Origin of the sequence: Phreatobacter sp. AB_2022a, from assembly GCF_026847585.1 — a bacterium.
Lineage (GTDB): Bacteria > Pseudomonadota > Alphaproteobacteria > Rhizobiales > Phreatobacteraceae > Phreatobacter.
On the sequence record NZ_JAPSET010000004.1, the window covers coordinates 146,975 to 160,576 of the forward strand.

Annotated in this window: 13 protein-coding genes; 8 read left to right on the forward strand and 5 right to left on the reverse strand. The window is 68.3% G+C overall.

Features of this window, described 5'->3' with window-relative positions:
• Nucleotides 1–8: 8 nt before the first annotated feature.
• Nucleotides 9–725: an MgtC/SapB family protein gene (locus OZ671_RS04680; RefSeq protein ID WP_038312798.1), complete on the reverse strand. Its 717-nt coding sequence runs from the start codon at nucleotides 723–725 to the stop codon at nucleotides 9–11.
• A gap of 177 nt (nucleotides 726–902) precedes the next feature.
• On the opposite strand from OZ671_RS04680, the gene OZ671_RS04685 reads away from it, so the two are divergent.
• The 8 genes from OZ671_RS04685 (at nucleotide 903) to OZ671_RS04720 (ending at nucleotide 9,966) form a co-directional block, all read left to right on the forward strand.
• Nucleotides 903–1,658, forward strand: a complete 756-nt coding sequence (locus OZ671_RS04685) for a response regulator (RefSeq protein ID WP_328286339.1) — start codon at nucleotides 903–905, stop codon at nucleotides 1,656–1,658.
• Nucleotides 1,655–3,013, forward strand: a complete 1,359-nt coding sequence (locus tag OZ671_RS04690) for an ATP-binding protein (RefSeq protein ID WP_268859651.1) — start codon at nucleotides 1,655–1,657, stop codon at nucleotides 3,011–3,013. Before OZ671_RS04685 ends, OZ671_RS04690 begins: the two co-directional genes overlap by 4 nt.
• A 58-nt stretch (nucleotides 3,014–3,071) precedes the next feature.
• The gene (locus OZ671_RS04695; RefSeq protein ID WP_268859652.1) at nucleotides 3,072–4,754 is read left to right on the forward strand and encodes an efflux RND transporter periplasmic adaptor subunit; all 1,683 of its coding nucleotides are present in this window, start codon (nucleotides 3,072–3,074) and stop codon (nucleotides 4,752–4,754) included.
• 6 nt (nucleotides 4,755–4,760) lie between these two features.
• Nucleotides 4,761–7,898: an efflux RND transporter permease subunit gene (locus OZ671_RS04700; RefSeq protein WP_268859653.1), complete on the forward strand. Its 3,138-nt coding sequence runs from the start codon at nucleotides 4,761–4,763 to the stop codon at nucleotides 7,896–7,898.
• A 47-nt stretch (nucleotides 7,899–7,945) separates the two neighbouring features.
• Nucleotides 7,946–8,317 carry a hypothetical protein gene (locus OZ671_RS04705; protein ID WP_038312807.1) on the forward strand — a complete coding sequence of 124 codons (372 nt, stop codon included), beginning with the start codon at nucleotides 7,946–7,948 and terminating at the stop codon, nucleotides 8,315–8,317.
• Nucleotides 8,318–8,458: 141 nt separating this feature from the next.
• Complete coding sequence (locus OZ671_RS04710) at nucleotides 8,459–8,707, forward strand: type II toxin-antitoxin system VapB family antitoxin (RefSeq protein ID WP_038312810.1); 249 nt, start codon at nucleotides 8,459–8,461, stop codon at nucleotides 8,705–8,707.
• On the forward strand, nucleotides 8,704–9,090 hold the full coding sequence (locus OZ671_RS04715) for a type II toxin-antitoxin system VapC family toxin (RefSeq protein WP_038312813.1): 387 nt from the start codon (nucleotides 8,704–8,706) through the stop codon (nucleotides 9,088–9,090). The genes OZ671_RS04710 and OZ671_RS04715 overlap by 4 nt, the downstream gene beginning before the upstream one ends.
• A 267-nt stretch (nucleotides 9,091–9,357) precedes the next feature.
• Nucleotides 9,358–9,966, forward strand: a complete 609-nt coding sequence (locus OZ671_RS04720) for a superoxide dismutase (RefSeq protein WP_268859654.1) — start codon at nucleotides 9,358–9,360, stop codon at nucleotides 9,964–9,966.
• A gap of 190 nt (nucleotides 9,967–10,156) precedes the next feature.
• On the opposite strand, the gene OZ671_RS04725 is transcribed toward OZ671_RS04720, so the two are convergent.
• The 4 genes from OZ671_RS04725 to OZ671_RS04740 all read right to left on the reverse strand — a co-directional run bounded on the left by OZ671_RS04725 (nucleotide 10,157) and on the right by OZ671_RS04740 (nucleotide 13,588).
• Entirely contained in the window at nucleotides 10,157–11,047 is an 891-nt protein-coding gene (locus tag OZ671_RS04725; protein WP_268859655.1) for a polysaccharide deacetylase family protein, read from the reverse strand.
• A complete protein-coding gene (locus OZ671_RS04730) occupies nucleotides 11,034–11,867 on the reverse strand; it encodes an ABC transporter substrate-binding protein (RefSeq protein ID WP_268859656.1) in 834 nt (277 codons plus the stop codon). The genes OZ671_RS04725 and OZ671_RS04730 overlap by 14 nt, the downstream gene beginning before the upstream one ends.
• A gap of 62 nt (nucleotides 11,868–11,929) precedes the next feature.
• Nucleotides 11,930–12,697: an amino acid ABC transporter ATP-binding protein gene (locus OZ671_RS04735; RefSeq protein ID WP_268859704.1), complete on the reverse strand. Its 768-nt coding sequence runs from the start codon at nucleotides 12,695–12,697 to the stop codon at nucleotides 11,930–11,932.
• A gap of 18 nt (nucleotides 12,698–12,715) precedes the next feature.
• Entirely contained in the window at nucleotides 12,716–13,588 is an 873-nt protein-coding gene (locus OZ671_RS04740) for an amino acid ABC transporter permease (protein ID WP_268859657.1), read from the reverse strand.
• Between the last annotated feature and the right edge of the window lie 14 nt (nucleotides 13,589–13,602).

The following is a 13,602-nucleotide window of genomic DNA, read 5'->3' on the forward strand; positions in this document are numbered from 1 at the left end:
GGCCCGGCTCAGTCCGAGGTGCGGATCGTCCAGGTCGCGTGCATGACGAAGGGCTGGGCTTCGAGCTGAGCCGCCACCGCGTCGAGCTCGGCCGGCTCCACGGCCGTCGAGGACAGCCCCGCCACCACCTCCACGCGATCGTCGGCGCGGGTCACCGTGTCGATCTCGCGCGGCGGATAATGCGCCTTTTCGAGGAGTTCGGTGACGAGCTCGCGCGCCTGATCCAGCCGCTCGGCCGGCACGGTCACGCGCACTTCGTAGTTCGCCTCGGTCTGGGTTTCGTCGATCGGCCAGCGGTTGATGGCGTTCACCAGCGGCCGCAGCAGCGTATTGCCGGCGAGCACGATGATGGCGAGCAGCACCGCCTCCGCCGGCAGGTCGGCGCCGGCGAAGGCGCCGACCGCGGCCGAGCACCAGAGCGTCGCGGCCGTGTTGAGGCCGCGCACGTTCATGCCTTCCTTCATGATCACGCCGGCGCCCAGGAAGCCGATGCCGGAGACGACATAGGCGGTGACCTGGATGGCGCCGCGGGTGCCCTCCAGCCGCATGCCGAGATCGACGAAGGCGGCCGCGCCGACCGCCACCAGCACGGCGGTCCTGAGGCCGGCGGTGCGCTGGCGGTACTGCCGCTCGGCGCCGATCGCGGTGCCGAGCACGAAGGCGGTCGTCAGGCTGACCAGCGTATTGGCGAATTCGGCGAGATTGAAGGCGGTCAGGGCATTCATGACGGCTCGTGACGGCGCTGGGACTTCAGGCAGTGGTAGGCGGATGGCGGGCGCTGTTCAATCGCAATTCGAAGCGGCTAACATCGGGGCGGGCGTCCCCCCGCCGAGAGAACCGATCCGCCGCGGCGTCTCGGCCGGGCGACGATCGCGACCGGGCGAGCATTGACGAGGGAATTGATGCAGGACGATGACAAGCCCTTTCCGGCGCATGCGGCGATCGATCCGGAACCGCATGTCCTCGTCGTCGACGACGACGGCGCGATCCGGTCGCTCGTTTCCAAGTTCCTGCGCGACAATGGCTTTCGGGTCTCGGCCGCGCGCGACGGCCGGGAAATGCGCGAGGTTCTCGACAGCGCCGCAATCAACCTCGTCGTGCTCGACGTCATGCTGCCCGGCGCGAGCGGCCTCGACCTCGCCCGCGAGATCAGGCGCACCTCCTCGCTGCCGATCGTCATGCTCACCGCCAAGGGTGACGAGACGGACCGGATCGTCGGACTCGAGATCGGCGCCGACGACTATATCGCCAAGCCGTTCAGCCCGCGCGAGCTGCTGGCCCGGATCAAGGCTGTGCTGCGCCGCGTCAATGTCGGCGCCGCCGCGAGCGGCGCGCCGGCGCGGCTGTTCCGCTTCGAGGGCTGGGCGCTCGATCCGGCGCGGCGCGAGCTGACCGACCCCGGCGGCGTGGTGGTCGATCTGTCGACCGGCGAATACGACCTTCTGCTCGCCTTCATCGAGGGCCCGCAGCGTGTGCTGTCGCGGGACCAGCTCCTCGACCTCGCGCGCAACCGCGTCGCGACCGGCTTCGACCGCTCGATCGACGTGCAGATCAGCCGCCTGAGGCGCAAGATCGAGCCGACCGAGAGCTCGCCACCGATGATCAAGACAATCCGCGGAGCCGGCTACATGTTCGTGCCCAAGGTCGAACGGGCATGAAATGGCTCGTCGACACGATTGCCGGCCGCACCATCGTGGTGCTGCTGGTGGCGATGGGCGTCCTGCACCTGGCGAGCCTCTGGGCCTACCAGTCGTCGATCGAGCAGGAGGTCTCGCTGACCAACGAGGCGCTGGTCGCCGACCGGCTGGTCACCGTCGCCCGGGCGGTGGCGCGGGCCGCGCCGGCCGAGCGCGACGCCACGGCCCACGCCCTGTCAGGCGGGCCGCTGAATGCCCATTGGAGCACGGAGCGCCAGGCGATCCCGATCACGGCGTCGTCGCCGTTCCTCGCCGGGCTGCGTGCGCGCGTGCTGGAGACGGCACCGGATATCGGAACGGACGGGGTGGCAACCGGCGCCCATACCGCGGCCGAAAGCGATCCGCACGTCGCGCTCGTGTCGATCCGGCTGCCCGACGCGACCTGGGTGAACGTCAACCTGGTGCAGGTGCGCCCGCACAATCACTTCGATTCCGGTCACGGAACCGTGCTGTCGACCACCTTGATGGCCGTCGGCATCGTCATTGTCGGCATCCTCCTGGTCCGCTGGTTCACGCGGCCGCTCGCCACCTTCACCGCGGCGGCGCGCACGCTCTATGCGACCGCCGAGCCGAAACTGATCGCCGAAACCGGGCCACGCGAGGTGCGCGAGCTCGCCCACGCGTTCAACGAGATGCAGGATCGCATCCGCAAGCTCGTGGACGACCGCACCCAGACGCTCGCCGCCGTGTCGCATGATCTGAAGACGCCGATCACGCGGCTGCGCTTCCGGATCGAGGACCTGCCGGCCAGCCGGCGCCGGCTGATCGCCGCCGACCTCACCGAGATGGAGCGCATGCTGGAGGGCACGCTCGCCTTCCTCAAGGGCGACAGGGCCGACGAGGAGGTGCGATCGATCGATCTGGCGAGCCTCGTCGAGACGATCGTCGACGACCTCGCCGACCAGGGCGCCGTGGTCAGCTACGACGGCCCGCGCGCCGTCGTGATTCGCGGCCGCCGCCTGGCGCTGAAACGCGCCTTGTCCAACCTGGTCGACAACGCGGTCAAATATGGCGGCTGCGCCAGAGTGACGCTGGCGGTGGTCGGCACGGCGGCCCTGGCGACGATCGACGACGACGGGCCGGGCATTCCGGCCGATGCCGTCGAGGATGTGTTCCGGCCCTTCGTGCGCCTGGAAGCCTCGCGCAACGTCGAAACCGGCGGGGTTGGCCTTGGATTGACCGTCGCGCGCACGATCCTGCGCGGCCATGGCGGCGATGTGACCATGGCGAACCGCGGCGGCGGCGGCCTGCGCGTGACCGTCACCTTGCCTTTGCCTGCTGCAACAATCGGTAACAATCAAGCAATCGGGGCGTAACAGGAGCCACGCACATCGGGCGCACGATGACCCTTCAACCGGTTTCATGATGCCCTTGATGCGCCTGCCGATTGCCGGACTGCTGCTGTTCCTTGCCCTGATGACGACGCCCGCCGTCGCGCATCCCGGCCATGACGAGGCGGCTCCGCCGCCGCCGACCGCGCTCGCGCCGCGCGCCGATGCCGTCTCGGCCGGTTTCGAGCTGGTCGTGGTCCGGCGCGGCGAGACGCTGGAGATCACGCTCGACGATTTTCGGACCAACGAGCCGATCGCCGATGCGGAGATCGCGCTGGACGGTCCCGGCGGATCGGTCGTCGCCACCAAGACCGGCGCCGCGGCGGACACCTGGTCGGTGCCGGCGCCCTGGGCGCGGCAGGCCGGCTCGCACGAATTGCTGTTCACCGTGACGGCGCGCGGCGAGACCGAGATCATGACCGCGACCCTGGTCATCCCGGAAGGCGCGGCGGAAGCGCCGGCGGCCCAGGGCTCCTGGCTCGTCTCCTCGGCCTTCGCGGAGGGGCTCAGGGCGCGCATCGCCAGTCATGACGCCCCGCTCTACGTGATCGCCGGCGTGAGCTTTGCCGCCGGCATCCTCGTCGCCGTCATGTTCCGCCGCCGGCGGACCCGGGCTGCCGTCCTGCTGCTCGGTCTCGGCCTCGGACTTGCCACGACGGGCGAGGGGGCCCGGGCGCACGAGGGCCACGATCATGGTCATGACCACGGCCGGTCCTCGGCGGCCGCGCCGGAACGCGATGTCGCCGTGCGCCTGCCGGACGGCGCTGTCTTCGTGCCCAAGGCCAGCCAGCGCATCCTCGGCATCCGTACGCATTACGTCGAGACCGCGGCGCATGGCCGCTCGATCGAGCTGCCCGGCCGCGTCATTCCCGACCCGAATGCCTCGGGCAACGTCCAGGCAGCCGTTGCCGGGCGCCTGTCGCCGCCGCCGGGCGGCTTCCCGCGCCTCGGCACGCGCGTCGAGGCCGGCGACGTGCTCGGCTTCGTGACACCGCCCCTGACCGCGGCCGAAGCCTCCGACCAGCGCCAGCGCGCCGCCGAGCTCGACCAGCAGATCGCGCTCGCCGAGGCCCGGCTGACCAGGGCCATCCAGATGGGACCGGCGGCGCCGCGCGTCCAGGCAGACGAGCTGCGCCTGGAGATCCAGGGCCTGAAGGAGCGGCGCGCCCGGCTCGATCGGTTCAAGCGCGAGCCGGAGGCGCTGATCGCGCCGGTCGGCGGCGTCATCGCCGCGGCCAATGCCATGGCCGGCCAGATCGCCGATCCGGCGACGGTGGTGTTCCTGATCGTCGATCCCGCCAAGCTCTGGGTCGAGGCGCTGTCCTTCGACATTGCCGTCGGCGAGCGCGGTGCCGCCATGCGCACCGCCGAAGGACGCAGCGAGCAGCTCGCCTATCGCGGCGCCGGCTTCGCCGACCGCAACCAGGCCATTCCCGTGCATTTCCTGATCGAGGGCGACACGCAGGGCCTGAGGCTCGGCCAGCTCGTCACGGTGACCGCCTCGAGCGGCGCCGAGCGCTCAGGCCTCGCCGTGCCGCGCGCCGCGGTCATTCGGGGCCAGAACGGGCAGAACCTCGTCTATGTGAAGACGACGGGGGAACGCTTCGAGCCGCGCGAGATCCGCATCGAGCCGCTGGACGGCGAGCGTGTCATGGTGGTGGCCGGCCTGCAGCCGGAGACGCGGGTGGTGACCCGCGGCGCCGAGCTGCTGAACCAGATCCGGTAAGCCGGCATGTTCACCTTTCTCGTCACCCAGTCGCTGAAGAACCGGCTGTTCGTGCTGGTCTTCGCCGCCGTCGTCATCCTGTTCGGCGGGCTGACGGCCGCGCGCCTGCCGGTCGACGTGCTGCCCGACCTCAACCGGCCGACGGTCACCATCATGACCGAGGCGGAAGGGCTTGCCCCGCCCGAGGTCGAGCAGCTCGTCTCGTTCCCGATCGAAACCCAGATGAACGGCCTGCCGGGCGTCTCGCGCGTGCGGTCGGTCTCCGGCGTCGGCCTGTCGATCATCTATGTCGAATTCGACTGGAACACCGACATCTACCGCAACCGTCAGCTCGTCAACGAACGCCTGGCGCTGGTGCGCGACCAGCTGCCGCCGGCCGTGCGGCCGCAGATGGGCCCGATCAATTCGATCATGGGCCAGGTGCTGCTGGTCGGCCTGACCGCCGAGACCACCGGCCCGATGGAGCTGCGCGAGATCGCCGACTGGGTGATGCGGCCGCGCCTCCTGACCATCCCCGGCGTCGCCCAGGTGATCCCGATGGGCGGCGAGGTGCGCCAGTATCGTGTCGCGCCGAACCCGTCCGCCATGCGCGCGCTCGGCGTCACGCAGACCCAGCTCGAAACCGCGCTCGCCCAGTTCGGCGTCAACAGCGGCGGCGGCTTCACCGACCAGCATGCCCGCGAGTTCCTGATCCGCAACATCGGCCGCACCACCAGCCTCGACGACCTGCGCCAGGTGGTGGTCGCGACCGTCGGGAGCCGGCCGGTCTACCTGCACCAGATCGCGGACGTGTCGTTCGGGGCACGCCAGCGGCGCGGCGATGTCGGCTTCATGGGCCGGCCGGCGGTGGCGCTGTCGATCGAGAAGCAGCCCGGCGTCGACACGATCCGGCTGACCCGGGAGATCGAGGCGGCGCTGAAGGACATCGGCGCCAACCTGCCGCGCGACGTCGAGGCGGACCAGATCATGTTCCGCCAGGCCGATTTCGTCGAGACCTCGATCGCCAACCTGAAGAAGGTGCTGGGCGAGGCGATCATCGTCGTGGCCATCGTCCTGTTCGCCTTCCTGCTCAATGTCAGGACGACCTTCATCTCGCTCACCGCGATCCCGGTATCGCTGCTGGCGACGGCCATCATCTTCCATTTCGCCGGACTGTCGATCAACACGATGACGCTCGGCGGGCTGGCGATCGCCATCGGCGAGCTGGTCGACGATGCCGTCGTCGACGTCGAGAACATCTTCCGGCGCCTGCGGGAAAATCGCGAACAGGGCAATCCCCGGTCGGTGTTCCAGGTGGTGGTCGCGGCCTCGAACGAGGTGCGCTCGGGCATCGTCTACGCCACCGCCATCATCGTGCTCGTCTTCGTGCCGCTGTTCGCGCTGTCCGGCATCGAGGGGCGGCTGTTCGCGCCGCTCGGCGTCGCCTACATCGTGTCGATCCTGGCGAGCCTCGTCGTCTCGATCACGCTCACGCCGGTGCTGGCCTACTGGCTGCTGCCGGGCCTGAAGCGCCTCGACCACAAGGAGAGCGGCCTGATCCGGTTCCTCAAAGGGATCAACCGGCGGGTCCTCCTGTGGTTTTTCGACCGGCCGCGCCGTCTCATCGCGACCGTCGTGCTGGCGGTCACCGTGGCAGGCTTCGCCGCCATCCAGCTGCCGCGCGCCTTCCTGCCGCCGTTCAACGAGGGCACCTTCACCATCACCATGCAGTTCAATCCGGGCATTTCGCTCGCCGAAAGCAGCCGCGTGGGACTGGTGGCCGAGCGGTTGCTGCTCGACGTGCCGGAGGTGCGCACGGTCGGCCGGCGCACCGGCCGCGCCGAGCTCGACGAGCATGCCGAGGGCGTGCACGTGTCTGACCTCGAAGTGGCGCTGAAGCCCGGCGGCCGACCGAAGCCGGAGATCGTCGCCGACATCCGCCAGCGCCTCGCCGTGCTGCCGGTGACCACCAATGTCGGCCAGCCGATCTCGCACCGGCTCGACCACATGCTGTCGGGGGTGAGGGCGCAGATCGCGCTCAAGATCTTCGGCGAGGACCTCGACACGCTGCGCGCGATCGCCGAGGAGTTCCGCGTGAAGCTCGCGCGCATTCCGGGGCTCGCCGACCTGCAGGTCGAGAAGCAGGTGCGCATTCCCCAGCTCGAGATCGTCGTCGACCACCAGCGGGCGGCGCTCTACGGCATCCAGCCCTCGGCGGTGACCGAACAGCTCGAGCGGCTGTCGAATGGCCGCGTCGTGTCGCGCATCGTCGACGGCATCCGCCGGTTCGACCTGGTGGTGCGCCTCGCCGACCAGTCGCGCACGACGCAGGGCCTCGGTGACCTGCTGATCGAGACGCCGGTCGGCTGGGTGCCGGTGCGCCAGGTCGCCAGCGTCACCGAAACCGACGGGCCGAACCAGATCCTGCGCGAGAACGGCAAGCGCCGCGTCGTCGTGCTGGCCAATTCCGACGGCATCGCCGACATGGCGCGACTGATCGCCGAGATCCGCAAGGAGATCGACGCGACGCGCCTGCCGCCGGGCTTCTTCGCCAGCCTCGAAGGCACGTTCCAGGCCCAGGAGGAGGCGAGCCGGACCATCGGCCTGCTGTCGCTGCTCTCGCTCGGCATGATCTTCGCGATCCTCTATTCGCGCTATCGCTCGACCGTGCTGGCGCTGATCATCATGGGCTCGATCCCGCTGGCGCTGATCGGCTCGGTCGCGGCGCTGTGGATCGCCGGCCAGCCGCTGTCGGTCGCCTCCATGGTCGGCTTCATCACGCTGACCGGCATCGCCACCCGCAACGGCATCCTCAAGATCAGCCACACGGTCAATCTGGCGCTGCACGAAGGCCTGGCCTTCGGGCGGGATCTGGTGGTGCGCGGCAGCCTGGAGCGGCTGACGCCGGTGCTGATGACCGCGCTCTCGGCCGGCGTCGCCCTGGTGCCGCTGATGCTCGACCCGCATGCGCCGGGCAAGGAGATCCTGCACCCGGTGGCGGTGACGATTTTCGGCGGCCTGGTCACGGCGACGCTGCTCGACACCATCGTGACGCCGGTGCTGTTCCTCATGTTCGGGCGCAAGCCGCTGGAGCGGCTGAAGGCGCTCGCCACGTCCTCGGACGAAACCGCCGTGCCGCAGGGCGCCCGGGCCGAGACGTTCTGAAATCCCCAAGTCCTCATGCCGTCAGACGCCCGAAGGAGGCTCCTTGCATGAAACGTTTTCTGACCCCGGTCTTGGCGCTGATGCTGATGGCCGCGCCGGCTTTCGCCCACGACCCGCATCCCGGCCGCAACGGCGGCACGGTCTATGAAATGGCCGATACCTACCATGTCGAGGTGGTCGCCAAGGGCAGGACGCTCGACATCTACCTCAGCGACCACGACGACAAGACGGTGGCGTCCTCCGGCTTCCAGGGCGTTGCGATCCTTGTCGTCAACGGCCAGTCGGTGCGGGTGACGCTGGCCCCCGCAGGCGACAACCGGCTGACCGGCACGGCCGGCGTCGACCTGCCGCAGCGCCCGCGCGGGGCCATCCAGCTGACGCCGCCCGGCCGGCGGATGATGCAGGCGCAGGTGCGCTGAGGTTGCGAGCCGATGCGGGAGGCGGGCAGGGCTCGCCTCCCGGGATCCCCAATCCCGCGCGAGCACGGATCTCCTTGGCATCACGCGGCGTTAGGGGTAGAGTGGTAGAACTTTTGTTACTCTGGTAGAAAGGCGGTCTTCGTGAGCCTCAATATCAAGGATCCCGAAGCCCACCGTTTGGCGCGGGCCATATCCCGTGCGACGGGCGAGAGCATGACGCGTGTGGTCACCGAAGCCCTGCGTGAGCGATATGCCAGGCTCGAGCATCACAATAGCAAGGCCAGCGTGCAGGAGTTGCTGGCTATCGCCGATCGTGCGGCGCTGCATGTGAAGCAAGCATATATCGATCATGCCGAGCTCCTCTATGATGAGGATGGCTTGCCGAAATGATCATCGATACTTCGGCGATGATCGCGATCCTCTACCGTGAGCCGGAGGCTGAAGCTTTCGTGCAGATGATCCACGATGCCGATGCTTGTCGCATCAGCGTCGCGAGTTATGTCGAGATGTCGATCGTGATCGAAAGCCAGCTCGGCGCCGGAGGAATGCGACAGGCGGAAGCCTTCTTGCGCCGTGCCGGCATCGTGATCGAGCCCGTAACGGTCGAACATGGCGAATTGGCGCGGCAGGCCTTCCTCGATTTTGGCAAGGGGCGGCATAAGGCCGGCCTGAACTACGGGGATTGCTTTTCTTATGCTCTGGCGAGAGCCATGGGCGAGCCGCTCCTATTCAAGGGCAACGATTTCAGTCAGACCGATATCATGGTGGCATAGGCCGGTCGGCGCGTGGACGCGGACAGGGGGCCCGCCCCTTGTTCATTCATCCAATCAGGGCCTGGTCGTCGCCGGACGGCCGGGCCCTGACTTTTTGGTGATCAGCGCGTCCCAGGGCCCGCGCCCTGCGTTAACTTGACAGCCCTGCTCGGGTGAATTTAAAAAGTAATGACTTGGAAAAATGGTCGCCTTCCGGTCGAGGAGGCGGAGCCAAGCCGGCCCGGCATCGCGCCCGGCGATGCGGGCGGAACCGAAGAGGAGCCCACCATGGCCTTTGAACTTCCCGCCTTGCCCTATGCCGCCGACGCGCTCGCCGGCGCCGGAATGAGCGCCGAAACCCTGGAATTCCATCACGGCAAGCACCATCAGGCCTATGTCACGGCGCTCAACGGCTTCGTTGAGAAGAACGATGCGCTGAAGGGCAAGTCGCTGGACGAGATCGTGCTGCTGAGCAACGGCAAGGCGGATCTCGCGCCGGTCTTCAACAATGCCGGCCAGCACTGGAACCATATCCTGTTCTGGCAGGCCTTGTCGCCGAAGGGCGGGCGCCTTCCGGGCGCGCTGGAAGCCAAGATCGTCGGCGATTTCGGCAGCGTCGATGCCTTCAAGGAGGCGTTCAAGGCGCAGGCGGTCGGCCAGTTCGGCTCGGGCTGGGCCTGGCTGGTGCTCGGCTCCGACGGCAAGCTGAAGGTGACGAAGACCGCCAACGGGTCCAACCCGCTCGCCACGGGCGAGGGCAAGGCGCTGCTCGGCCTCGATGTCTGGGAACACAGCTACTACATCGATTTCCGCAACCGGCGGCCCGACTATGTCAGCAACTTCCTGGACAAGCTGGCCAATTACGAGTTCGCCGAGGCGCAGCTGAAGTCCGCCTGATTGCGTCTCATCGCGAGAGAGGCCGGAGCCGCCTGCCCCAAGGGGCGGCTCCGGCCGTCTTCGTCGCAAAGGGCCGATACCAACCGACATCTGCGATATCGGTTGGTTCCTTCTCGTAAATTGCTGCTCTCGTTCAGCAATTTGCGAGGCCTTCAACGGCCTGGCGCGTCAGCGCCCTGGGCCGTTGGCACTAAGCGGCCTTCGCCGCCGCCTCGCAGGCCGCGTAATGGGCGGCGATCTCGGCGCCGGTCGTGATCCAGACGTCGCCGTGGGCCTGGGCATAGGTCAGGAAGTCGCGCAGCAGCCGGAAGCGCATCGGCCGGCCGCTGACCTGCGGATGCAGCACCGTGGTGACCATGGCGCCCCAGTCGCGCACCTCGTCCAGCTCGTCCTTCCACATCGACAGGACGTGCTCCTTGGGAAAGATCGAGCGCGGCGAGAAGCGCGCGCTGAGACCATGCATCCAGTCGTCGTAGCTGGAGGTGGGCGGCAGTTCGATGACCCCCGGCGAACCATCCGGCAGCACCTGCCGATAGGGTCTGACATCGTCGCGCCAGGATGAGGAATAGAGAATGCCGCGCTGCTTGAGGCTGACGCGCAGTTCGTCGCAGCTTTCGCCGAAGGGCGCGCGGTAGCCGACCGGCACGACGCCCAGCCGGCGCTTGAGCGTCTCGAAGCCGCGCTCGAGCTCGTCCTGAATATAGGGATCGCCGGGATCGGGCAGCAGATGATGGTAGCCGTGATGGCCGATCTCGTGGCCGGCCTTCAGGATCGCCTCGGCCATGGCCGGATGCGCATCGACCGCCCAGCCGGTGATGAAGAAGGTCGCCTTCAGGCCGAGCTGGTCGAGAAGTTCAAGCAGCTTCGGCGTGCCGACGCGCGCTTCGTAGCCGCCGAAGGACATGGTCACGAGCCGATCGGCATGGGCCGGGTCCTTCGAGGTCCAGGCGCTCTCGGCATCGACGTCGAAGGAGAGGAACAGCGCGGCGCGATGGCCGTTCGGCCAGGGAAATTCGGGCGCCGGCGGCGCGAGATTGGCTGGCCGCGTCGGGATCACGTCCCATTTGTCATTCCCCGGCATTGATCGTCACCCTTTCAATCGCATTGGCCGACAGTTTCCACTTGTCGAGCAGCCGCCGATAGGTCCCGTCGGCCATCAGCGCGGTCAGCGCCTCGGCGATCGCCTGCTGCAGGCCGGTCGCGTCCTTGGCGACCGCAACGCCCATCAGCTGGGTGGCGATCGGCTGGCCGACGGGGTGATAGGTATTGGGTTCGAGACCCATGATGTAGGGCAGGGTTTCGTTGCCCTGCATGGCCGCATCGATCCGGCCCTGACGGAGCTGCGTGCGGGCGTCAGCCGAGCCTTCGGTGCCGACGAAATTGACCGGCGGCCGGCCGGCGGCCGTACAGGTCTCTTCGCTCCAGCGTGCGATTTCCCTCGGGTAGGAGGTGCGCCGGCTGGCGCCTACCGTCTTGCCGCAGAGCGAGGCCATGTCCGGGAATTCGGCGGCCCGCGCCGCGCGGACGAAGAATTGCGGCCCCGAGCGCAGATAGTCGACGAAGCTCACCGTGCCGCGCCGGCTCGGCAGGTCGCTCATCCCGGAGATCACCACGTCGACTCGGCCGGTGCCGACCGCCGAGACCATCTGCTCGAAGCTCGTCTCCTGCCATTGGATGCGCAGGCCGAGCTTCGCCGCGATGGCGGCGCCGAGCTCGACATCGAAACCGGTCAGCTCGTTGGTCGCCGGGTCCTTCAGGTCGAGCGGCGGGTAGTTCGGCACGATCGCCGCGATGAGCGTGCCGCGCGCGGTGATGGCGGCCGGCAGCTCGGCCGCGGCGGCCGGGCCTGCAAGCGCCGCCGCAAGGCCTGCCGTGACGGCCAGTCGGGCCAGGATCTTCATGGTCTTCGTTCCCCTGTTGATGACCTGTTCGGTCTTGTTCCGGATTGTCGGCCGCCAGCGGTTCAGGCGAGCACCGCCGACAGGAAGGCGCGCGTGCGCTCCTCGCGTGGCGAGCCCAGCACGGCCTCGGCCGGCCCCTGCTCGACGATGGCGCCGTGATCCATGAACACGACGCGGTCGGCGACCTCGCGGGCGAAACCGAGCTCGTGGGTCACCACGATCATGGTCATGCCGCTCCGCGCAAGCTCCTGCATGACCGCGAGCACCTCGCCGACCAGCTCCGGGTCGAGCGCCGATGTCGGCTCGTCGAACAGCATCAGCTTCGGCTGCATGGCGAGCGCCCGGGCGATGGCGACGCGCTGCTGCTGGCCGCCGGAGAGACTGGCGGGGAAGGCGTCGGCCTTGGCGGCGAGGCCGACCCGTTCGAGCAATGCGCGCGCCTCGCGCACCGCCTCGGCCTTGTCGCGCCCGAGCACCTGCACCGGCCCCTCGATGATGTTTTCGAGCGCGGTCATGTGCGGGAACAGGTTGAAGCGCTGGAACACCATGCCGGTCTTCAGCCGCTGGCGGGCGATCTCCGCCTCGGTCAGCGGGTACAACCTGTCGTCGACGCGCCTGTAGCCGACGAGCTCGCCATCGACCCAGATCGCGCCGGCATCGATCTCGACGAGCTGGTTGATGCAGCGCAGGAGCGTCGTCTTGCCCGAGCCGGACGCCCCGATGATGCACAGCACCTCGCCCTGCACGACGTCGAGCGAGACGCCGTTGAGCGCCTGGAACGCGCCGAAATGTTTGGAGACCTTGCGGATCGAAACGAGCGGCGTCGTCATGGATGGCACCGTCATGGCTCAGCGTCCGCGCGCGGCGCCGCGGGCGAAATAGCGCTCCAGCAGCATTTGCAGCGGCGTGAGCACCGAGACGATGGCGAGGTACCAGATCGCGGCGACGATCAGCAGCTCGATGACCCGCGAATTGGCGTAATAGATGTTCTGGGCATTGTGCAGGACCTCGGAATACTGGATCACGCTGGCGAGCGAGGTCAGCTTGATCATGCCGATGAACTCGTTGCCGAGCGGCGGAATGACGACGCGCATGGCCTGGGGGATGATGATCCGCTTCAGCGACTGCAGACGGGTCATGCCGATCGACTGCGCCGCCTCGTACTGGCCCTGATCCACCGAGATGAGGCCGGCGCGCACCACTTCAGACGTATAGGCGCCCTGGTTGATGCCGAGGCCGAGCAGGGCGGCGACGAATGGCGTCATCACCTCGACCGTGCGCACGCTGAACAGGCCGGGAATGCCGAGGGTCGGGAAGATCAGCGCCAGGTTGAACCAGAGCAGAAGCTGCAGGATGACCGGCGTGCCGCGGAAGAACCAGGCATAGCCGACCGAGACCGAGCGCAGCACCGGATTGGGCGACATGCGCATGATGGCGAAGACGACGCCGAGCACGATGCCGAGGGCCATGGCGAGCAGCGACATGGTCAGCGTGTTGACGACGCCGGCAAGGATCGAGGGCACGGTCAGGAACCGGCCGACATAGGCCCATTCGATCTGGCCCTGGGCAAAGGCGGCGCCGATCCAGGCGAGAACGGCGATGATCGCGCTCGCCGCCAGCCAGCGGCCCCAATGGGTGCGCCTGACGATCCTCAGGCCGGCAATGTCCGGAAAGGGATCGCCGGAGGCCGCCGGCAGGCCCTGGGTGGTGGCGAGCGTCATCGGCGCCCTCCGGC